A 22,191-nucleotide genomic window follows, 5' to 3' on the forward strand; every position below is an offset into this window, starting at 1 on the left:
TTATGATTATTTCATCTATTTATCAGGGGCTTCTATACGGAATCCTAGGTCTTGGGATTTACATGACTTTCCGTATCTTGGATTTTCCTGATTTGACAACAGAAGGTTCCTTTCCTCTTGGTGGGGCAGTAGCAGTAACTCTTATGAACTTTGGTTGGAACCCAATCTTGGCGACCTTGGTTGCTGTTTTGGCCGGCTGTGGTGCTGGACTTGTAACTGGTCTCCTCTATACTAAGGGAGAAATTCCTACTATTTTGGCAGGGATTTTGGTCATGACTTCTCTTAACTCAGTCATGCTTATGATTATGGGAAGGGCCAACTTAGGACTTCTTGATATTAAGACTATTCAAGATTTACTTCCTTTCAGCAAGGACTACAACCTCTTGATTGTTGGTCTCATTGCTGTAACCATTGTTATCACTGCCTTGATTGCCTTTCTTAACACGCGCCTAGGACAAGCATATATTGCCACAGGTGATAATAGAGACATGGCCAAATCTTTTGGTATCAACACAGACAATATGGAAGTGATGGGTCTTGTTATCTCAAACGGTATCATTGCCCTCTCAGGAGCCTTGATTAGCCAACAGGACGGTTATGCCGATGTTTCTAAAGGTATTGGTGTTATCGTCATTGGTCTTGCCAGCATCATCATTGGTGAGGTCCTCTATGCGACTAACTTGACTCTGTTGGAACGTTTGATTGCCATCTGTATTGGTTCAATCCTCTATCAGTTCCTTTTGACAGCAGTTATCGCTCTTGGCTTTAACACGAACTACCTCAAACTCTTTAGTGCGATTGTTCTGGCCATTTGCTTGATCTCGCCTGTCCTACGCCGAAAATTCTTTAAGGGGGTGACCTTATCACGATGACAGCTATTGTAGAACTTAAAGATGCGACTGTTAAGGTTAATAATGGTTTTGATACCGAAAAAACCATCCTGGACCATGTCAATCTTACCATTAGAGAAGGTGATTTTATTACCATTCTTGGTGGAAATGGTGCCGGAAAATCAACCCTCTTCAATGTCATTGCAGGGACCCTCATGTTGACCAGTGGTCATATTTTTATCATGGGTGAGGATGTTACGGCTCTGCCTGCTGAGAAACGTGCCAAGTACCTCTCACGGGTCTTCCAAGATCCTAAAATGGGAACAGCTCCTCGTATGACGGTTGCAGAAAATCTTTTGATTGCCAAATACCGTGGCGAAAAACGAGGTCTTAAATCACGCCAAATTCATCTCTACACAGAGGAATTTCAAGGTCTGATTGAACGTATCAGTAATGGTTTAGAAAAACACTTAGATACACCAGCAGGTCTCCTCTCAGGGGGTCAGCGTCAGGCACTCAGTCTTTTGATGGCGACACTTAAACGTCCTGAGCTCTTGCTCTTAGACGAACACACCGCAGCCTTGGATCCTAAGACAAGTGTGGCTCTCATGGAGTTGACCGATGAGTTTGTGACGGGCGACCACTTGACAGCCTTGATGATTACTCACCATATGGAAGATGCTCTTAAATACGGAAATCGTCTTATCGTTATGAAGGATGGTCAAATCATTAAAGACCTTACCAAGGAAGAAAAAGGTCAATTGGATATCACAGACTACTACGCTATGTTTGAGTAACTCTCGTCTGACTCTAAATTGTAAAATAAGCTAAAAAGTTGTATACTTAAAGAGTATGCAACTTTTTGTTGTGGCCTGTAAATCGACAAGGAGACTGTTCGCACGAACGTTCAGCTCCTTGGACCGTCTGTAAAAATAGGCTCTAGAAGAGAGTCAAACTAAAAAGGAGAAAAACAAGCATGAGCGATATTAAAATTATTGCCCTAGGTGGAGTGCGTGAAAATGCTAAGAACCTCTATATTGTTGAGATTAACGACTCTATCTTTATCTTGGATGCTGGTCTAAAGTATCCTGAAAATGAACAACTAGGTGTTGACTTTGTCATCCCTAACTTAGATTACTTGATTGAAAATAGAGATCGTATCCAAGGGATTTTCTTAACTCACGGACACGCTGATGCCATTGGTGCCCTACCTTATATTTTGCAAGAAGTCAAAGCACCAGTCTTTGGATCATCCCTCACAATCGAGTTAGCTAAACTTTTTGTCAAGAATGCTGGTGTTAAGAAATTCAATAATTTCCATGTTATTGACGCAGAAACTGAAATCGAATTTGAGGATGCTGAGGTTTCATTCTTCAAAACAACTCACTCTATTCCAGAATCAATGGGGATTGTTCTTGGCACTGACCAAGGCAATATTGTCTATACAGGTGACTTCAAGTTTGACCAAGCTGCCCGTCCTTACTACAAAACTGATTTAGGTCGTTTGGCTGAAATCGGACGTGAAGGTGTTTTGGCCCTCTTGTCAGACTCAGCAAATGCGACAAGTACGGAACAAACAGCTTCTGAAGCAGAAGTTGGCCAAGAAATTGACCAAGTTATTGCTGATGCAGAAGGACGTGTTATTGTTGCTGCAGTTGCCTCAAACTTGGTACGTATTCAACAAGTCTTTGATTCAGCTGCTGATCACGGACGTCGTGTTGTTCTTACTGGCTTTGACGTAGAAAATATTGTCCGCACAGCTATTCGTCTTAAAAAATTGACTGTGGAGCATGAAAAACTTATTGTTAAACCAAAAGACATGAACAAGTTTGAAGACCACGAGTTGATTATCCTCGAAAATGGTCGTATGGGTGAACCAATCGATGGCCTTCAAAAGATGGCTGTTGGTCGTCACCGTTACGTTCAAATCAAGGATGGAGATTTGGTTTATATCGTAACAACTCCAAGCATTGCTAAGGAAGCCGTAGTGGCACGTGTCAACAACGCTATCTATAAAGCTGGTGGAACTGTTAAGATGATTACGCAGAGCCTTCGTGTATCTGGACATGCCAATGCTCGCGAACTTCAGTTGATGATTAACCTCCTTCGTCCACAGTATCTCTTCCCTATTCAAGGGGAGTACCGTGACCTTCAAGCACATGCAGAGTTAGCCTTGGAAGTTGGTATTCTTCCAGAAAATATTTATATCGTTAAACGCGGTGACATCATGCACTTGTCAGAGGACCAAGGTTTTCTTCATGAAGGAGCTGTTCCAGCTGGTGATGTTATGATTGACGGTAATGCCATTGGTGATGTGGGTAATATCGTCCTTCGTGACCGTAAGGTCTTGTCTGAAGATGGTATCTTTATCGTAGCTATCACTGTTAACAAGAAGGAACGTAAGATTGTCTCTAAAGCGCGTGTGAATACACGTGGATTCGTTTATGTGAAGAAGAGCCGTGACATTCTCCGTGAGGCTGCTGACATTGTCAATGCTACCGTTGAAAATTACTTGGCAGGAGACAGCTTTGATTGGGGTGAACTTAAAGGTGCCGTCCGCGACGATGTGGCTAAGTTCCTCTTTGACCAAACCAAACGTCGCCCAGCTATCCTTCCAGTAGTCATGGAAGTCCGCTAATAACTGACTAAAACATAAGAGTGTGAGCGTGATGGTTGCACCATAGACATTGAGGAAAGTCTCAACAAGACTTTGTTTTAAAATCAAAAGCTGGGGTGTCCCAGCTTTTCTAACATTAAGAAAGGAAAATACAAATGGCTTTTTTTCAAATTGAATACTCATCAGATGTTCTAGGACAATACCGCCAAGTGGATGTCATCTATCCAGATCGCGATCAGATTGCTGAAACGGAAAGTGATACGGACATCCCAGTTCTCTATCTCCTTCATGGCATGGGGGGCAATCATAATTCTTGGGCCTTCCGTACCAATATTCAGCGTCTCCTTCGTAAGACTAATCTCATCGTTATTATGCCTAATTCTGAAAATGGCTGGTATACAAATACCAATTACGGGGTTAAGTATTACGATGCCATTGCTAAGGAGCTTCCTCAAGTCATGCAACGTTTCTTCCCTAGTATGACTAAGAAGCGTGAAAAGACCTTTATCGCTGGACTTTCTATGGGTGGCTATGGTTCTTTCAAACTAGCCTTAACGACAAATAACTTTGCTTGTGCGGGTTCCTTCTCTGGTGCCCTTGGATTATCAGTAGAGATGATTACAGATGAAACGAGTGAGTCTAAGGAATACTGGCAAGGTGTCTTTGGCGATTTGGAAGGAAAAGACATTGAGCAGCACAAATTGCTTAACCTGGCCAAACAACATGACAAGAAAACCAAATTCTTTGCCTGGTGTGGTCTTGAGGATTTCCTTTTTGACTCTCAAAACAAAGCAGTAGCTGATTTGAAAGCTCTTGGTTTGGACATTGACTACCGCACGGACCATGGAAGACATGAATGGTATTATTGGGAAAAACAACTAGAAGCCTACTTAGAATGGTTACCTATTGATTACGTTAAAGAAGAACGTTTGTCTTAATAGGTCAAGTTTGTAACATCTTATCAAAGAGATGATAAAAGCTTAAAGTGATATTTTTCACTTGTCAGAACTATTAGAGCTTGATATACTAAGGGAAGTTTCGAAAAGGAGGCTCAATAATGAAAAAATTATTCAGAGTAATCTTCTATATTCCCAAACTTCTTTTACAATTTATTTGGAATCTTATTTGGGCTATATTTAAACTTGCCCTAGTGCTAGCCCTTATTGGGTATGGACTTGTCTACTATGCCAATAATTCTTCAAGTACCTTAGCCACAAACATTAATCAAGCCTTTCATCAAGTAGAGCTAGGTTTTAGTGGTACCAGTACTAGTGACGTTGAGAAAGTTGTCTCTAACCTATCAACAACAGATACCATTCCAGAGTCTAATGGAGCTAGATGGGCGCAAAATACAGCTAGCATCTATATACAATCTACAGACGAAACCTTGGTAGCAGCTTATAAGGAAGCTATTACTAACTGGAATAACACGGGTGCTTTCATCTTTACTTTAACTGATGATGCCTCAACGGCTGACATTGTTGCGACTGACTATTCCGATGCGAATTCACAGGCAGCAGGTTTAGCAGACACTCAAACCAATGTTTTGACCAACCGCATTACTCATGTGGATGTGAAGTTGAACCGTTATTTCCTCTTGAATAGTGATTTTGGTTATACTCACAAGCGTATTGTGAATACGGCTGAACACGAATTGGGACATGCCATTGGCTTAGACCATGATGACTCTAAGACATCTGTTATGCAATCAGCAGGATCTTATTACGGGATTCAACAGGTGGATATTGATACGGTCCATGCTCTCTATGCAAATTAAGGAGGGGTGTCATGCGCTATTTGAAACGCCTTGCTAGACGTTACCCCATGCAAACCTTCCTTTTTCTTTTCAATGCTGGGGTCTTTACTTGGTTGCAAACAACAGGAACTATGATTGCCAATCGTTTGGGCCTATCAGGTGATGGCATTTGGATTTATATTCCCAATTGGGTAAAAACGCTGACCAGTCATTCCATACAGAGTATTCAAACCCTATACGGGGCCTCTGGTTGGAGTTGGCTAATCACCTCTATGCTTCTTACTTGGCTCTTGACTTTTCTTAGAGGTCTCATGAGAGCAGTGATTCTCATTCTGATAGTTGGTCTTGGCTTATGGCTAGTCTATCGACACTTTGAACTCTTACAAAATCTAAAACTGTCCTGATGGGCAGTTTTTTTGAGTTATTAGGTCATTTATTTTCTGTAGAAATATGATATAATATAGCTAATTTATTATTTTGGAGGACATTATGGCTTTAGCAAAAATCGTTTATGCCAGTATGACCGGTAACACGGAAGAAATCGCAGATATCGTTGCCAAAAAATTGGAAGAATTGGGTCACACTGTAGATGTAGACGAGTGTACAACGGTTGATGCCGCTGATTTTGAAGATGCGGACATCTGTATTGTAGCGACTTACACTTATGGTGATGGTGAGTTGCCAGATGAAATCGTTGACTTTTACGAAGATTTGGCTGATCTCGATTTGTCAGGTAAAATCTTTGGTGTTGTAGGTTCAGGAGATACTTTCTACGATTATTTTTGTCACTCAGTTGATGAATTTGAAAATCAATTCACTTTCACAGGGGCGACTAAAGGAGCAGATAGTGTCAAGGTTGATCTTTCTGCTGAAGATGAAGATATCGAGAACCTCGAAGCTTTCGCTGAAAAAGTTTCAGAAGCATTAGCATAAGAAAAAAGCAGAGTAAAGTCTGCTTTTATTGTAGTCAAAAATGGAGTTTTTATGAATGAAATAGAAAGAGATTTTAGGACGCAATCTCAACATCTCCTTTGGTCCGTTTGGCGAGGGCTCTTAGTGGGGGTGACAGCAGGAGCAGTAGTCAGTCTTTTTCGTTGGTTAATTGCCAAAGGAGCCGCATTTTCTGTAGCTATTTACGAAGACGCCCTTCATAATCCACTTCTGATTCTGGGAATTGTACTTGTTAATCTCTTGATTGCCCTTTTTATTGGTTACCTTATTAAGCAGGAAAAAGACATCAAGGGATCAGGTATTCCCCATGTTGAAGGGGAACTGATGGGGCTCTTACATCCGTCCTGGTGGTCAGTATTATGGCGTAAATTCCTAGGTGGTGTCCTTGGGATTTCAATGGGACTGATGTTGGGACGTGAGGGACCTAGTATTCAACTAGGTGCCATGACTGCTAAGGGATTAGCCAAGGGACTTAAGCTCTCTGCACGTGAGAAGCGTGTCTTGATTGCTGCTGGAGCAGCAGCAGGGTTATCAGCTGCCTTCAATGCCCCGATTGCTGGTCTTTTGTTTGTCGTCGAAGAAGTCTATCATCATTTCTCTCGTCATGTTTGGGTGACAGCATTAACGGCATCTTTAGTGGCCAATGCTGTTTCCTTACGTATCTTTGGTCAGGTACCAGTCCTTGCTATGACAGAAAAATTACCCGTGTTTCCTTTGAAGGATTATTGGATTCTTATTATTTTGGGGATTTTTCTAGGTGTGCTTGGATACGGTTATGAGTGGGTTGTCTTACGTATTGGTAAGGTCTACCAAGGGTTAGGGAAAATCTTCCACTTGCCATCTCATTTTCATGGCCTTTTGGCAGTTCTGTTTATCATTCCTATTGGTCTCTATTTCCCACACCTTTTAGGTGGTGGGAATGAATTGATTCTTGCCCTAAATGGTTTACACCTTGCTCTAACTGTGGCTATCCTCTATTTGGCTATTCGCTTTGTTTGGAGTATGTTGTCCTTTGGTTCAGGATTTCCTGGTGGGATTTTCTTGCCGATTTTGACTCTAGGTGCTCTTTCTGGTAGCGTTTTTGCAGCAGCTTTTGAAAATCTAGGATTCTTACAGGTAACTCAGTTCCCTATTTTTATCATTCTTGGTATGGCTGGATATTTCGGTGCTGTATCTAAGGCACCGCTGACTGCTATGATTTTAGTGACTGAGATGGTGGGTGACCTTCACCAATTAATGACAATTGGAGTCGTGACCCTGATTGCCTATCTAGTTATGGATTTCATGGGAGGAGAACCTGTCTATGAAGCCATGCTTCACAATCTAATAGCTCACGAACCAAAGCAAGTTGATAATATACCGACGATGATTGACTTACCGGTTACAGAGAGTCTAGCTGGTCGATTGGTTAAGGATTTAACCTTACCTGATGGAGTTTTGATTTCCACTCAGATTTTTCAAGACCAGTCTGAAGTTGTTCATGGAGACACACGTCTAAAAGCAGGAGCAACCCTGTATCTAGTTGTTAATGAAAGTAATATCAGTCAGGTAAGAAAACTCTTTTTATAAGCAATTCAATGGCTTGAGGCTCTTTTGTCCTCAGGTCATTTTTGTTATAATGGAGAGAAAAAAAGGAGGTCAGTATGAACTTAAATGAGATTCGCCAACAGATTGATACCGTTGATAATGAGATTGTGGCTTTGTTGGAAGAACGTATGAAATTGGTAACTCGAGTAAGTGCTTATAAACAACGCACTGGAAAGGCGATTTATGATCCCGAACGAGAGCAAACCTTGCTAGACAAAGTAGGCGCTAGTGTCGTTAATCCTGAATATAAAGAAGCTATCGTCGCTAGTTTTGCGGATATTATGAAGCATTCACGTACTTATCAAGCAAGTAAGCTAGAAGAAAAGTAGGTAACTAGGATGAAAGTAAAACAATTAAGTGATAGTCAAGGTCTTTCTTACTTACATTTAGTAATGTTAAGTCTTTATGCAATCTTGTTAGGTGTGCTTGTTGGGCTGATTGATGCTATTTTTGGGCGCGTGCTGATAGGACTCTCGGAATTTCGTGACCACCATCTCTTTTATCTGGTACCAGCACTTCCTTTGGCTGGACTTTTGATAGTTTACCTTTACCAAAAGTTTGCGGGTAAGGCAGCACAGGGAATGGGCTTGATTTTCAAGGTTGGACATAATGAGGAGGATCAAATCCCCCTAAGGTTAATTCCACTTGTGACTGTAACCACATGGCTGACCCACCTTTTCGGGGGTTCTGCAGGTCGTGAGGGAGTTGCTGTACAACTGGGGGCCACAGTTTCTCATGCTTTTAGTCGCTATTTTAAGTTCCCGAATGCTTCACGTATTTTCTTGACCATGGGTATGGCAGCTGGTTTTGGAGGACTCTTCCAAACACCAATTGCTGCGACCTTCTTTGCGCTTGAGGTCTTGACCCTAGGACAGTTAAGTCTGCCAATATTGGTACCGACTCTTATTGCATCTTTTGTGGCGAGTACGACAAGCCATCTCTTAGGTCTTGAAAAATTTAGCCACTTTGTATCTGAAAGTTTAACTATTGACCTTGGGACGTTTATTAAGTTAGCTCTTTTAGGTCTGGCCTTTGGTCTAGCAGGAAATCTCTTTGCTTTTCTCTTGTCAATAGCTAAAAAGAAAGTAGCAAGTCTGCTCCCAAATCCTTATTATCGTGTTCTCTTAGGAAGTGTCGTCTTAACCTGTCTTCTTTTGATTTTGTGGAAGGGACGCTATACAGGTCTTGGAACGAATTTGATTGCTTTAAGTGTTGGTGGTGGGACCATTTATCCATTGGATTGGCTCTTGAAATTGCTCTTGACCGTCTTTACCCTATCTCTTGGTTTCCAAGGAGGAGAAGTAACTCCTTTGTTTGCAATCGGAGCAAGTCTTGGTGCTGTTCTAGCACCAGTTCTAGGACTTCCAATTCCACTTGTAGCGGGTCTTGGTTATCTGTCTGTCTTTGGTAGCAGTACCAATACCCTTTTAGCACCTATTTTCATTGGCGTTGAAGTCTTTGGTCCCGCTAATGCACTCCCTTATGCGATTGTCATGGCTTTTGCTTATCTCATTAATCATAAGACGAGCATTTATGGACAACAAAAAATGTTAGAAATGCAATAAGATACTAGACATCCTGATAATTTTTTGATAGAATACTAAGAGTGTGTAATGGACACACAAAAATAACGGCTAATCCGCTGAGACACAGAGGTTGCTCTTAAGATTAGTAAGATAGGAGTATATAAAAATGAATCCATTGATCCAAAGTTTGACAGAAGGTCAACTTCGTACTGACATCCCATCATTCCGTCCTGGTGACACTGTTCGCGTTCACGCGAAAGTTGTCGAAGGAACTCGTGAACGTATCCAGATCTTTGAAGGTGTAGTTATTTCACGCAAAGGTCAAGGGATCTCAGAAATGTACACAGTTCGTAAAATTTCAAGCGGTATCGGTGTAGAACGTACTTTCCCAATCCACACTCCACGTGTTGAAAAGATTGAAGTTGTACGCTACGGTAAAGTCCGCCGTGCTAAACTTTACTACTTGCGTGCTTTGCAAGGTAAAGCTGCACGTATCAAAGAAATCCGTAAATAATTTACAGATTTCACATAAAAAATCTGTCCTCGTGGCAGATTTTTTCATAAGTCCTCTTAGTTAAATGGATATAACAACTCCCTCCTAAGGAGTCGTTGCTGGTTCGATTCCGGCAGGGGACATTTTTAAGCCTTTAACCATGCGGTTTTAACTTATTCTGCCCCAAATTTAAACCAAATGTATTTGACACCTATTGCAATATAGGTGTTTTTTTGATAAGCAAAAACCCTAGTCAGGATTAGTCCTAACTAGGGTTCAAAATAGAATACTGGTGATGTTAAGTATTCTGTTATCTCATTAATTGGAATTGGCAGTTGTATCTGTGCTTGATGAAGCTTGTGGGTACTCGTAAGGATTGTTATCAACGTCGTCAACCCACTCATTGCTCTGATCAGTTGAGCTTGCGCGATTGCTTCCTCCACCAGCACCAGCGGCGAAGGCTGCATCGTGACCTCCACCGCCTCCTCCGTTTGTGGCATAGGAGCCATCTTCTGGTCCGCCCCAACCTCGTCCACCTTCAGAAGGCTTGGACTTTTCTTGATTTCCATCTTGGTGGGATGTTTGGTTGTTTTGTTTTTTATTTGGTGCTTGAACAGAAGGGGATGCTTGATCTTTATTTTCGTCTTTAGCATCTTTTTTTTCATCTTCTTTTGAAGTAGTAGTTGAAGATTTGGTCTTCTCTTTTTTATGAGATGAACTACTTTTTGATGAAAGGGTGTGAGAGATGTGATGTGTTTTTGCTGCAGGCTTTACAGGTTCTTTTAAATGTTTTGATAAAAAACCAAAGAGAAGGAAGAAAGCTAGCAAAGAGAAGGTAATGATATTATATTTTTTTCTTTTCAAATTTGGCTCCGTTCTCAGTCATAGATGAAGAGTAAAAATTACAGTAAAAAACCAGGTTTCCCTGGTCATTAGTTTTAGCGGCTTACACGACGGCGAGCTGCTTTTTTACGGTTTTCTTCGATGAAAGCCAATTTCTTTTCTTCTGGTTCGATAATGGTTTTCTTAACTGCGAAGACAGCACCTGCTACAGTAGCAGCAGTTCCGATAACGCCAGTAGCGACACCTTTAGCGAATGAATGTTTTTTAGCCATGAGACTATCCTCCGTATATGTTATAATATGCTTATATTATCTAAAAAAATATCTAGAATAGCAAGTGAAAACATTATGAAAACCAAACTTATTGTAGTGGCTGGACCTACTGCTGTGGGAAAAACGGCGCTTGGGATTAAATTGGCCCAGCGCTTTAATGGAGAAATTATTTCAGGAGATAGCCAGCAGGTTTACAGACAATTGAATATAGGAACCGCAAAGGCCACTCCTGAAGAGCAGGCTGCAGCAGTGCATCATCTGATTGATGTTCGCGATGTTAATGAGTCTTATTCAGCCTATGATTTTGTAACAGAGGCTGAGGCTACCATTACTGATATTGTTAGTCGTGGCAAGTTGCCTATTATTGTAGGAGGAACAGGTCTCTATTTACAAAGCCTTCTAGAAGGGTATCACCTAGGGGGACAGGTAGACCAGAAACAGGTTTTAGCCTATCGCTCAGAATTAGAGCAATTATCTGATCAGGAACTTTTTGACAAAATCGATGACTTGGGTATTGAGATTAAGGAGATTAACCGTCGTCGTGCCATTAGAGCACTTGAACTCCATCGTTTTTCGGAGAATCTTGAAAATACTGAGACAACTTATGACCCCTTTCTTATCGGATTAGATGATGAACGCTCCTTGATTTATGACCGTATCAATACACGAGTGGACAAGATGGTTGAACTTGGACTCTTGGAAGAGGCTAAGTGGCTTTATGATAATTATCCTGACGCCCAGTCAGCTCGTGGAATAGGCTATAAGGAGTTGTTTCCTTATTTTGCTGGGAATCAGACCTTGGATGAAGCCTTGGAAAAACTTAAGCAAAATACGCGTCGATTTGCTAAACGTCAATTAACCTGGTTCAGAAATCGGATGACTGTTAAGTTTTATCAGATTTCTAGTCCAGAATATCCTGAAAATGTCATTCATGATCTTGAATTATTTTTAAATGAAAGGGAAGGAGAAAAGGTAGGTCAATCTTAGTTTTAAGGACCTATCTTTGATATAATGGTAGTTATGACTAACGAAGAAAAAAAATCAGCCTATGAAATAATGCTAGCTCAGGCTAAGGCACTTTTTGCTAATGAAGACAATGCTCTGGCCAACTTTTCTAATGCCTCGGCTCTCTTGAATACAACTCTACCAAATTCTGTGTTCACAGGCTTCTACCTGATGGATAATATAAATAATGAGTTAATCCTTGGCCCTTTTCAAGGCAATGTTTCTTGTGTTCGAATTGCCCTAGGTAAGGGTGTTTGTGGCCAGTCTGCAGCAGAAAATAGAACCTTAATTGTTGAAGATGTTACCAAACACGCTAATTACATCGCTTGTGATTCCGCTGCTCGAAGTGAAATTGTTGTACCAATGGTTAAAGATGGCAAATTAGTTGGTGTTCTCGATTTGGATTCTCACCAAGTAGGAGACTATAACGACGTAGACCAAGATTATCTTGAAGCATTTGTCAAAATTCTACTCGAGAAAACCGAGCTTACATTTGGAATGTTTGAGGTAAACTAATGTATCAAGCCTTATATCGTAAATACCGTAGTCAGACCTTTGGCGAAATGGTTGGTCAAAAAGTGATTTCAACCACGCTAAGACAGGCGGTAGAGTCAGGGAAAATCAGCCATGCCTATCTCTTTTCTGGGCCGCGTGGTACCGGTAAAACTAGTGCGGCGAAAATCTTTGCCAAGGCTATGAACTGTCCTAATCAAGTTGATGGGGAGCCATGTAATCACTGTGATATTTGTCGCGATATTACAAACGGTAGTCTCGAAGATGTTATAGAGATTGATGCGGCATCCAATAATGGTGTTGATGAGATTCGTGAAATTCGTGACAAATCGACCTATGCCCCAAGTCGTGCGACTTACAAGGTCTATATTATTGACGAAGTTCACATGCTCTCGACAGGTGCTTTCAATGCTCTTTTGAAGACTTTGGAAGAACCAACTGAAAATGTGGTCTTTATCCTAGCGACCACTGAATTACATAAGATTCCAGCAACTATCCTTTCTCGTGTCCAACGCTTTGAGTTTAAATCAATCAAACAGGGAGCTATTAAAGAGCACTTAGCTTCAATTCTGGAAAAAGAAGGACTGACCTTTGATGATGAGGCTTTGACTATTATTGCTCGTCGTGCAGAAGGTGGTATGCGTGATGCTTTGTCAATCTTAGACCAAGCACTGAGTCTGTCTCCTGACAATCATGTCAGCCAAGCCGTAGCTGAAGAAATCACTGGTTCTATTGGTTTGACAGCCTTGGATAGTTTCGTCGCTAACGTTCGCAATCAAGATACTACGCAAGCTTTATCAAATCTCGAAACCCTCTTTGATAATGGTAAGTCTATGAGCCGTTTTGCGACTGATCTCTTGGAGTATTTCCGTGATCTTTTGATTGTCAAAGCGGGTGGAGAGAACAGTCATCATAGTCCCCTTTTTGAAGAGAATCTTTCTCTAGAGCAAGACCGACTTTTCCAATTGATTGACTTGGTTACAAGTGCCTTGCCAGAAATTAAAACTGGAACACATCCTAAAATCTATGCGGAGATGCTGACTATAAAATTGTCAGAAACCCATAGTCAGATGTCACAAGAAATTCCAGGAAATGTACAAGAAGAGTTAGATAGTCTTCGTCGCGAAGTAGAAGGCCTACGTAAAGCTCTTAAAGAGGGTAAAGTCCAAGGAGAAGTAGCACCAACTCGAAAAGCCAAACCTGCTTATCAGTATAAGGTGGATCGTGAAAAGATTCTCACTATTATGCGTGAAACCATGGAAAATCCGCAGAAATCACGCCAATGTCTGGATGCCCTAAAGGCAACTTGGCCTGAAATCTTGGATTCTATTAGCCCACAAAATAGGGCCCTTTTGAATGGATCTGAGCCTGTATTGGCCAATCAGGAAAATGCCATCCTGGCTTTTAACGCTGCCTTTAATGCTGAACAGGTCATGAAACGCAGTGATCTCAATGATATGTTTGGCAATATCATGAGTTCAGCTGCCGGTTTCTCACCCAATATTATGGCTGTGCCAAAAGCAGAATTTGAAAAACTCCGAACAGAATTTGCACGAAGCCTCAAATCCAAGGAAGAATTAGAAAAAGAAGATCGTGAAGAATATATCCCGCAAGAACTTGAATTTCTCTCTGATGTTGTAGAAATAGAGGACTAAAAAGGTCCAGTGGACCTTTTTAGGTCCGAGCCTAGAAATAGAAAAGCGAGGAAGGTCCAGTGGCCTTTTTAGGCCCGATCTCAGAAATAGAAAAGCGAGGAGTTCTAGTGGACCTTTTTAGGTCCGAGCCCAGAAATGAAAAAGCGAGGAAGTTCCAGTGGACCTTTTTAGGTCCGAGCCCAGAAATGAAAAAGTGAGGAAGTTCCAGTGGACCTTTTTAGGTCTAAGTCTAGAAATTAGATAGAGAGGCAACCCAGTATTAATTATTTGATTGCTAAAGCTGATATTTGGAAGGTTTGTCCTTGTAAAAATGAAAAGAGCCTAGACTGCTTGTACTAGGCTCTATCTATTGATATAATAATCTTATGATTCAACAAATTTTGTTTATTACGCTTGAAACTATTTTTGAAACGGTTTGTTTTAATTACAGTTTACAGCACGGCTATTACTTTTTTACAGCCTTTTTTGGTTATTTATTGTTTCGTCGTCTTTGGACAACCTATGTTGTTTCACGCATTGCGCGTGCAGCCGACAAGTCTACCAAGAAGTAAGGCTCACTTCGCCAGCACTCAGCCATTTTTCCTGACCATCATCAGTAAGAACGAGAAGTTGGCCCTTGTCGCCAATTTCTTTAGCAACACCAGTATAAGTCTTTCCAGCTTGTTCAAAGGTCACTTGTTTGTCTAGAACGAGGGACTTTTCTTTATAGACTTTTACCAAATCACTAGTTGGAATGGTTAAAAAGAGCTTCCAAATTTCTGAAATAAGCTGGTTTCGAGTGATACTTGGTTTTTCAGAAGTAAAAAGGCTAGTAGCTTTATTGGCTAACTCTTCAGGAAAATCACTGATTGAGAAGTTAAGCCCAATCCCAATAATGACATCTGTGATGCGACCAGATTCGATAGAACTAATGGCTTCGGTAAGGATACCAGCCATTTTTTTGTTGTTGAGGTAAATGTCATTAACCCATTTGATTTCTGTATTGATACCGGTTAGACGCTGGATAGCTTTGACAATAGCTGCTGCCGCCATCATGGTATAAGGTGGTAAGTCAGCAAAATGACAGTTTGGCTTTAAGTGGATACTCATGTAGATACCACCTTGTGGAATGGCAAAGAAGTGACGATCAAATCGTCCTTTGGCCGCTTTTTGACTTGATGCCAGATAAAGTGCGGGCGTCGGATTATTCTTTTCCATGCCATGTTTAGCATCAAGTTGGGTAGAGTTAGAATCTGGATTAAAGTAGACTGGAATGTTGAGTTGTTTAGAAATGTCTTGAGGAAGAAGAATATCTCCCTTTTCTAAATAGTAGCCTTTCTTCCGTACACTTGTAATGTCAATTCCTTGTTCTTGTAGTGTTTGGATTGCCTTCCAAATAGCTGTCCGTGAGACACCAAGGCTTTTAGCCAAACTTTCTCCCGTCACAAAGTCAGGACTCTTCGATAAGATGTCATAAACGTGTTCATAAGTTTTCATATCCTAAGTATAATACAAAAGATGGTAAAATGCTCACTATAAATTATTGATAAGGCTTGATAATAAATAACTATATGACTAGACTGAAAAAACATGATATAATGGAAGGTAGTTATTAAGTCCCGATAAGGCAACAGTCATCCTAGGGTTGGCTGTTGGTTCTTTGTAACTTTTTAACGGCGTCTAGCTCTATTAGGAGTATAGCGTTTTACCTATTAGGAGACAGTCAAATCTGTTTTATCTAATACTATTTTTCATATTAAAAGGGGGACATTTTATATGTCAGAACGTAAACTTTTCACGTCTGAATCTGTATCTGAGGGGCATCCAGATAAAATTGCAGACCAAATTTCAGATGCCATTCTTGATGCGATTTTAGCAGAGGATCCAGATGCACACGTTGCAGCAGAAACAGCTGTCTACACTGGTTCTGTCCACGTTTTCGGTGAAGTTTCTACAACAGCTTATGTGGACATTAACCGTGTGGTTCGTGATACTATCGCTGAAATTGGTTATAACAATGCAGAATACGGCTTTGCAGCAGAATCTGTTGGGGTTCACCCATCATTGATCGAACAATCTCCAGATATTGCTCAAGGTGTCAATGAATCACTTGAAGTTCGTGGAACTGGTGACCAAGACCCACTTGATCTTATCGGAGCTGGTGACCAAGGTTTGATGTTTGGTTTTGCTATTGATGAAACTCCAGAGTTTATGCCACTTCCAGTTAGCCTTTCACATAAATTGGTTAAAAAATTGTCAGATTTGCGTAAATCTGGTGAGATTTCATACCTTCGTCCGGATGCTAAATCTCAGGTTACTGTTGAGTATGATGAGAATGACCAACCAGTACGTGTTGATACAGTCGTTATCTCAACGCAACACGATCCTGAAGCAACTAACGATCAAATTCGTCAAGACGTCATTGAAAAAGTCATTAAAGCAGTTATTCCAGCCGAATACTTGGATGACGAGACAAAATTCTTTATCAACCCAACAGGTCGTTTTGTTATTGGAGGACCTCAAGGGGACTCTGGTTTGACTGGTCGTAAGATTATTGTTGATACTTATGGGGGTTACTCAAGACACGGTGGTGGTGCCTTCTCAGGTAAGGATGCCACTAAGGTTGACCGTTCAGCTTCATATGCCGCTCGCTATATTGCTAAAAACATCGTAGCTGCTGGTCTTGCTAAGAAAGCAGAAGTACAATTGGCTTATGCTATTGGTGTTGCTAATCCTGTGTCTGTCCGTGTTGATACCTTCGGAACGGCGACAGTTGCTGAAAGCAAACTTGAAGCTGCTGTCCGTGATCTCTTTGACTTGCGTCCTGCAGGTATCATTCAAATGCTTGATCTTAAACGTCCTATCTACCGTCAAACAGCGGCCTATGGTCACATGGGACGTACTGACATCGATCTTCCATGGGAAAAATTGGATAAGGTAGATGCCCTCAAAGCAGCTGTAGAAGATTAAAAATATTTAATATAACTTTCAATTTAATAATATCAAAACAACAGAATTTAATTTTTTTGAATTCTGTTTTTTATTTTGAAAATGAATAATATGAATTTTCTGACTTCAGACACATGTAAACCTAAAGGATTGAGTAATTAAAGGGTAAAAACGACTAGCTAAAAATAAATTCTTTAGGTGAAAAACTTTGAAAGGAGTTGAAAAATAAGAAAAAATTGCTATAATAAGAGTGACGATGTAAATATGAAACTAGAGTCATTTTAGATTGATAGAGTAAGAAGAAATACCTTTAAATAAGGTCTAACAGGTGTTAGATAATCTAAAGTGATTTGGTTAGTTTGTGATTTCTTGGGGAAGCTAATCAACATAACAAGATATTTAATTAGTCAATTTAATCTATTCTTTAATAATATTAATTTTACTTAATGTTTATTTAGGATAATCTTGTTCTTTCTTATATTTTTTGAAATCTTTAAGAATCTTCAAAAGAGATTCTGATGAGAGTTAGGTTATCACTCATTGGGGAGGAAGACATAGCTTTCAAAGAGCTTTCTTAAGAAAGGCATTACATTGTGGTCTTGAGAGTATTGGGAAATACTTGAGACTAATGATTAGAATGGGTAGAGAGTGTAGTTAAGGGGACACTCTTAAAAGTGGGGAGAAGTTTATGAATATTTTGATACTTGGTAATACTGCTGGATTAACAAACGATTTCATTTTGAAAACGTTTCCTAATCAAGCGGTTTTTATTTTTGGTCATACAGGTGTAAAGAACTCTCGTAAGAATAAAATCACCGTTTATACCAAGCATTATGAGAACAACCAATTAGAAGACGTTTTTGATTTTCATGATTATGATCAAATCATCTATTTTTCGGAATATCTCAATTACGGACATGAAAGTTCAGGGGAGATTGAAAATCTCATCAGATTGTTAGAGTGTCTTAAAGATAGAAAAAACAAACGATTACTTTATATCACAGGTCCTATCCTTGAGGATGGGAAAAGAAGTTTACAGACGACAACAAAGGATACCTTATTATCCTGGAGTCGAGAATTTGGGGTCAACCTTAAAGTTCTACATAGTCCCTTTCTTTATTCAGTTATTAATAAAGAAGATTATCTTTATAAACTGTTTGTGCGTTTAGATGACCATGAACAGGTGGAGTTAAGGGAGTCATCACAAAGTCAGGCGACTTTTATCAGTCTATCTGACTTGGGAGATTTGCTTCACAAATTATGTGAGCGATGGAATGACACCTATGAAAGCATTATTATTCCGGATCCTTTCCAACTGACTTTTGGGGAGCTCTTGCAAGCTTTGGATAAATATTTCCCTAATAAGCAGGTTCATTTCCTAGAGGAAAGAAGAATTAGGAAATATGATAATGATCCTGAAAAGCATCATGATTTGCGTGATAGGTTTGCTTGGTTTATGCGTTATGCCTTGGTGCGTGACTTTCCAGATATTTACGAAGACTATCAAAAGCAGCGAAAAGGTTCTTTACGTGTTTCTAAGTTCCGCAATATCGTAGATAATATCGTTAAGCAAAAGAGAAATAAGAAACTTGCTGCTGTTGTCGCGACTTTCTTAGTCTTTGAAGCTTTTCGATATATGACTCAAGGTCAGTTACAGTTCCAATTGACCGACCTACGTTTGCTCTTTGTTGTCTTGATTAGTACAGTTTTGGGCATGGGGTATGGCTTGTTCTCAGCAGTACTTGCAATTATTGGTTTGACAATCAGTCAAATTTTGTCTGGGACTAGTTGGCAATTGCTTCTATATAATACGGACCGTTGGGTGGCCTTTATTGCCTATATCTTTATCGCTGTTGTTTGTGGTTTTGTGGAAATGAAGAAAAAAGATGACAAGCTACAACTAGACAAACAGTTGGAAACAGTTAAGGAAGACTATCTTATCCTTAATCAATCCTACCATACATTACTTAATGAAAATAAAGACCTGAAAAATGCCTTGTTAGCAAGTCAAGATGGTCTTGGAAAAGCCTATTCTTACTTTGTGACTTTAGATCATGCTAGTGTTGAGAAGGTTCTCAGACAGACGATTGATTTGGTTTCAGAGATTTTGAATGCTCCTGTTTCACTTTATGGTGGTGGTCCTTTCCAATATGAACTTCTTTTGGGAGATAACGATAAGAAGCAAGTATCTTTGACAGATTTTAAAGAAGTTGGAGATGCCTTCGGTCATGGACGTGTCTGGGCTAATAAATCATTGCTTGAGAATCGTCCAGCTTATGCCATGGAAGTTAAGACCAAGGGAGAGGGTACCTTTATCATTTGGGTAGAGGCTGTTCCTTTTGAAGCTATGTCTACTAAAGTGTTAAACGAGCTTGAGGTTCTTTCAAAAATGAGTCGTTCTTTCATTGAAAAGGCAGAACTTCTTGAACAAGCTAGTCATCAAGGGAGGGTTGCACAATGATTCCAGTCCTAATTACTAGTATTTTAACGGTTTGTTACTTCCTATCTATAGCACTTGTCTATAAAGCCATTGTTAGTGGCAGATCAGATTTAACCATTTTTTACTTGATTTTCCCAATTGCTTTACCTTTCTTTGGTGCTGGTCTGATTCATATGATTTCTAAGCCAAATCCTGGTAGACACCGTCGTGGTCAAGAAGCAGCAGTTGGTGGCAAAATTAAAGATTTGACTATTGATTTTGGAAATATCGATGATTTTCAACGTCCTAAGAAATTGGTTGAAGAAGACATCGTTCCTCTTGAAGAATCTCTCTATTTGAATAAGGCTAAGGAAGCTCGTCAGCAATTGATGGAATTGGCTAATAATGATCCATCTCATTTTATGGATTTGCTCTACTTGGCTCGCTTAAATGAGGACAGTGAAATTGTTCACTATGCGACAACCTTTATTTCTGAAATTTCAAGTCAATACGATGAGAAGTTGAGTGCCTTTGAGAAACGTTTTGAAAAGGGTGAAGCAGACTTTGACCTCTTAACCGAGTATTGTGATTTTATGGAAGATTACCTCTCTAAAGAACTTCTAAGTAAACAAATGGAAGGTTTGCTTCGTAAGGAGTACGAGGAACGTCTCTTGCAAAAACTTAGTCACGGAACGACTGCTAAAGACTTAGTGAGAGTTATCCATAATGAACTAGCTCTTGGTTTGTATGATTTGGCTCAAAAGCATTTGACGCAGCTTTCAATTAAATCAAATGCGGATGATGTGTATTATTTGTATTTGGAATATTACTATCAAACTGGTCAGTTTAATGAATTTAAGAACATGATTCGTGAGATGCAAGGCAAACAGGTTGTTCTTTCTAAGGACAAACAAGATCTCTTGAACTTCTGGCAAGGAAAAGAGGTGATGGCATGAAATTAGGTAAAAAGAATGTTATCCGCAAAGAAACCTTGCTAGGTGTCGGACTTATTTTGTGTTTGGCCATCGGACTCTTTGTTCAAAAGAAAGGGGAATGGTACCCAACTCAAGGTAAGGAAGCCTATCTTACCGGAAAAGTACCTTCTACGGCCTCAGTTGTCAAGGATTTAGATAAAGATACACTGGTTCTTTATGATAGTGAAAACGAGACGAGTCAAAGGGCTTGGAAACAGTTTGAGCAAATTCTAAAAGATATGCGTATGGGAGCTAAGTTAGTCGATGTGGCTAAACACGAGTCCTATTCACTTTCAGATTATAAAAAAGTAGTCCTTCTTGTCACTGACCTTTCTCGAATGGAGGACCAGGTTCAGCCACTAATGGATTGGACTGAAAAAGGTGGTCAAACACTTTTTGCAGTAACCATGGGGAAAGAAAGTAATCTGGATGCCATTGATCATAATCTTGGCGTAAGTTATTCCAATTTTGAGATGGATGAGGTCAAGGAAATCTACGTGGATCCTGACTTCATGATTGGTGGGGGACGCAATTATAAAATTGAAGAACCTTTTGAGTCAGCTAGAAAAGTCTCACTTGAAAGTGATGTTAAGGTACATGCTAAAACAACAGATGATTCTCATACACCGTTGATTTGGGAAAAATCATATGGTAAAGGGAAGTTTGTCGTTGACAATCTTGGAATCTATGAGCGTAATGTCCGTGGTATTTATGCCGCTTCTTATAGTCTTTTGACTGAAGCGACAGTTTATCCAGTAATCAATGGTTCTACCTATTATATAGATGATTTCCCATCACCTGTTCCAGCTGGAGATGGTCGTTTCGTTAAACGTGACTACGACATGTCTGTGTCTGAATTTTATACCAATGTTTGGTGGCCAGACCTTCTTAAGCTGCACGAAAAGTATGGTATCGTTCATACAGGTGTGGTCATTGAAAACTATGAGGCCCAGACAGATGGTAAAATTGTTCAACAAAACGATTTAGATCGTTTCAAGTATTTTGGAAATTCGCTTTTGGCTAATGGCGGTGAACTTGGTTATCATGGTTACAACCACCAACCTTTGAGTCCTTCATCTGTTAATTATGGTGAAAAGTATGCCAGCTACAAGACTTGGAAGGATAAGGCTGCTATGAAGGCCAGTCTGTCTGAGTTGATTCGTTTTGTCAACCAACTCTTTCCTAAAGCGCAAAAATCAGTCTACGTTCCACCATCAAATATCCTTTCAAAAGAAGGGCGAGAGGTAATTGTTAATGATTTCCCAGAAATCAAGGCTATCTCAAGTAACTATTTCCCAGGAGATTTCACTTATTCGCAAGAGTTTGAAGTGTCGCCTGATGGAATGATTGAAGAGCCACGTACAGTTTCTGGTGCGGTTTGGGATGATTTTTCACAGATGACGGTCTTTTCTGAAATGAATATGCACTATGTCAATAACCATTTCCTTCACCCTGATGATGTTCTTGATGTCGATCGTGGTGCAGAATTGGGTTGGGCAAAGATGTATAAGGCCTTGGACAAGGAAGTTAGTTGGGTCCACAATATGTCACCTTCGCTCAGGAATCTAACAGGTTCAGAATTAGCAGGTGCTGTTCAGCGTTACGGTATTTTGAAAGTTTCTCAAAAATATACCAAAGACGCCCTAAAAATTGATCTTGAGAATTTTCATGATCATGCTTACCTTATGGTTCGTTTAAATCAAAACGAGGTTAAGAAGGTAAAAAATGGTAAGGTTACGCATTTAACGGGTGATCTTTACCTATTGGAGGCTACGAATAAGTCAGTCACCATCACATTAAAATAAGGCAAAATAGGGGAAAA

General features: G+C 40.1%; 22 protein-coding genes and 1 tRNA gene. 20 read left to right on the forward strand and 3 right to left on the reverse strand.

Going from position 1 to position 22,191, the window contains the following annotated elements; translation table 11 throughout:
- The first annotated feature begins 2 nt into the window (after positions 1-2).
- From ADH51_RS04135 to ADH51_RS04190, 12 genes are all read left to right on the forward strand, one after another.
- Positions 3-872 carry an ABC transporter permease gene (locus ADH51_RS04135; protein WP_002883493.1) on the forward strand — a complete coding sequence of 290 codons (870 nt, stop codon included), beginning with the start codon at positions 3-5 and terminating at the stop codon, positions 870-872.
- Positions 869-1,627: an ABC transporter ATP-binding protein gene (locus ADH51_RS04140; protein ID WP_037600160.1), complete on the forward strand. Its 759-nt coding sequence runs from the start codon at positions 869-871 to the stop codon at positions 1,625-1,627. Before ADH51_RS04135 ends, ADH51_RS04140 begins: the two co-directional genes overlap by 4 nt.
- A 179-nt stretch (positions 1,628-1,806) precedes the next feature.
- Positions 1,807-3,468, forward strand: coding sequence for a ribonuclease J (locus ADH51_RS04145; protein ID WP_045768839.1), 1,662 nt, complete (start codon positions 1,807-1,809; stop codon positions 3,466-3,468).
- Between the two features lie 134 nt (positions 3,469-3,602).
- Positions 3,603-4,385, forward strand: coding sequence for an alpha/beta hydrolase (locus ADH51_RS04150; RefSeq protein ID WP_048674617.1), 783 nt, complete (start codon positions 3,603-3,605; stop codon positions 4,383-4,385).
- A gap of 119 nt (positions 4,386-4,504) precedes the next feature.
- Positions 4,505-5,224, forward strand: coding sequence for a matrixin family metalloprotease (locus ADH51_RS04155; RefSeq protein WP_004182633.1), 720 nt, complete (start codon positions 4,505-4,507; stop codon positions 5,222-5,224).
- 11 nt (positions 5,225-5,235) lie between these two features.
- Complete coding sequence (locus tag ADH51_RS04160) at positions 5,236-5,607, forward strand: hypothetical protein (protein WP_037611697.1); 372 nt, start codon at positions 5,236-5,238, stop codon at positions 5,605-5,607.
- 85 nt (positions 5,608-5,692) lie between these two features.
- Positions 5,693-6,136 (forward strand): flavodoxin, encoded by a 444-nt coding sequence (locus ADH51_RS04165; RefSeq protein ID WP_002883520.1) that lies wholly within the window; start codon positions 5,693-5,695, stop codon positions 6,134-6,136.
- 51 nt (positions 6,137-6,187) lie between these two features.
- On the forward strand, positions 6,188-7,723 hold the full coding sequence (locus ADH51_RS04170) for a ClC family H(+)/Cl(-) exchange transporter (RefSeq protein WP_048674620.1): 1,536 nt from the start codon (positions 6,188-6,190) through the stop codon (positions 7,721-7,723).
- 74 nt (positions 7,724-7,797) lie between these two features.
- Positions 7,798-8,070 carry a chorismate mutase gene (locus ADH51_RS04175; RefSeq protein ID WP_048674623.1) on the forward strand — a complete coding sequence of 91 codons (273 nt, stop codon included), beginning with the start codon at positions 7,798-7,800 and terminating at the stop codon, positions 8,068-8,070.
- Between the two features lie 9 nt (positions 8,071-8,079).
- A complete protein-coding gene (locus ADH51_RS04180) occupies positions 8,080-9,306 on the forward strand; it encodes a voltage-gated chloride channel family protein (RefSeq protein ID WP_048674626.1) in 1,227 nt (408 codons plus the stop codon).
- 127 nt (positions 9,307-9,433) lie between these two features.
- A complete protein-coding gene (gene rplS, locus ADH51_RS04185; RefSeq protein WP_002883489.1) occupies positions 9,434-9,781 on the forward strand; it encodes a 50S ribosomal protein L19 in 348 nt (115 codons plus the stop codon).
- Positions 9,782-9,831: 50 nt separating this feature from the next.
- Positions 9,832-9,903 (forward strand) — tRNA-Arg (locus ADH51_RS04190).
- A gap of 175 nt (positions 9,904-10,078) precedes the next feature.
- On the opposite strand, the gene ADH51_RS04195 is transcribed toward ADH51_RS04190, so the two are convergent.
- Positions 10,079-10,624 carry a hypothetical protein gene (locus tag ADH51_RS04195; protein ID WP_048674629.1) on the reverse strand — a complete coding sequence of 182 codons (546 nt, stop codon included), beginning with the start codon at positions 10,622-10,624 and terminating at the stop codon, positions 10,079-10,081.
- Between the two features lie 74 nt (positions 10,625-10,698).
- The gene (locus ADH51_RS09695) at positions 10,699-10,875 is read right to left on the reverse strand and encodes a DUF3042 family protein (RefSeq protein WP_002883513.1); all 177 of its coding nucleotides are present in this window, start codon (positions 10,873-10,875) and stop codon (positions 10,699-10,701) included.
- A 75-nt stretch (positions 10,876-10,950) separates the two neighbouring features.
- Here ADH51_RS09695 and miaA point away from each other — a divergent pair, with 75 nt between their 5' ends.
- From miaA to ADH51_RS04215, 4 genes are all read left to right on the forward strand, one after another.
- On the forward strand, positions 10,951-11,862 hold the full coding sequence (gene miaA / locus ADH51_RS04200) for a tRNA (adenosine(37)-N6)-dimethylallyltransferase MiaA (protein WP_048674632.1): 912 nt from the start codon (positions 10,951-10,953) through the stop codon (positions 11,860-11,862).
- A 33-nt stretch (positions 11,863-11,895) separates the two neighbouring features.
- On the forward strand, positions 11,896-12,396 hold the full coding sequence (locus ADH51_RS04205) for a GAF domain-containing protein (protein ID WP_317988230.1): 501 nt from the start codon (positions 11,896-11,898) through the stop codon (positions 12,394-12,396).
- A complete protein-coding gene (gene dnaX, locus ADH51_RS04210; protein ID WP_048674635.1) occupies positions 12,396-14,048 on the forward strand; it encodes a DNA polymerase III subunit gamma/tau in 1,653 nt (550 codons plus the stop codon). The genes ADH51_RS04205 and dnaX overlap by 1 nt, the downstream gene beginning before the upstream one ends.
- Positions 14,049-14,413: 365 nt before the next feature.
- Entirely contained in the window at positions 14,414-14,599 is a 186-nt protein-coding gene (locus ADH51_RS04215) for a DUF3272 family protein (protein ID WP_002883500.1), read from the forward strand.
- Here ADH51_RS04215 and birA read toward each other — a convergent pair.
- Positions 14,586-15,524 carry a bifunctional biotin--[acetyl-CoA-carboxylase] ligase/biotin operon repressor BirA gene (birA, locus tag ADH51_RS04220; protein ID WP_048674638.1) on the reverse strand — a complete coding sequence of 313 codons (939 nt, stop codon included), beginning with the start codon at positions 15,522-15,524 and terminating at the stop codon, positions 14,586-14,588. The genes ADH51_RS04215 and birA overlap by 14 nt on opposite strands.
- A gap of 279 nt (positions 15,525-15,803) precedes the next feature.
- Here birA and metK point away from each other — a divergent pair, with 279 nt between their 5' ends.
- From metK to ADH51_RS04240, 4 genes are all read left to right on the forward strand, one after another.
- A complete protein-coding gene (gene metK / locus ADH51_RS04225; protein ID WP_048674641.1) occupies positions 15,804-16,997 on the forward strand; it encodes a methionine adenosyltransferase in 1,194 nt (397 codons plus the stop codon).
- A 667-nt stretch (positions 16,998-17,664) separates the two neighbouring features.
- The gene (locus tag ADH51_RS04230) at positions 17,665-19,437 is read left to right on the forward strand and encodes a DUF4118 domain-containing protein (RefSeq protein ID WP_048674644.1); all 1,773 of its coding nucleotides are present in this window, start codon (positions 17,665-17,667) and stop codon (positions 19,435-19,437) included.
- Entirely contained in the window at positions 19,434-20,351 is a 918-nt protein-coding gene (locus tag ADH51_RS04235; RefSeq protein WP_048674647.1) for a hypothetical protein, read from the forward strand. Before ADH51_RS04230 ends, ADH51_RS04235 begins: the two co-directional genes overlap by 4 nt.
- A complete protein-coding gene (locus tag ADH51_RS04240) occupies positions 20,348-22,174 on the forward strand; it encodes a DUF2194 domain-containing protein (protein WP_002883492.1) in 1,827 nt (608 codons plus the stop codon). Before ADH51_RS04235 ends, ADH51_RS04240 begins: the two co-directional genes overlap by 4 nt.
- Positions 22,175-22,191: the final 17 nt, after the last annotated feature.

Source organism: Streptococcus sp. 449_SSPC, assembly GCF_001073005.1.
In the GTDB taxonomy this organism is placed as follows: domain Bacteria; phylum Bacillota; class Bacilli; order Lactobacillales; family Streptococcaceae; genus Streptococcus; species Streptococcus salivarius_F.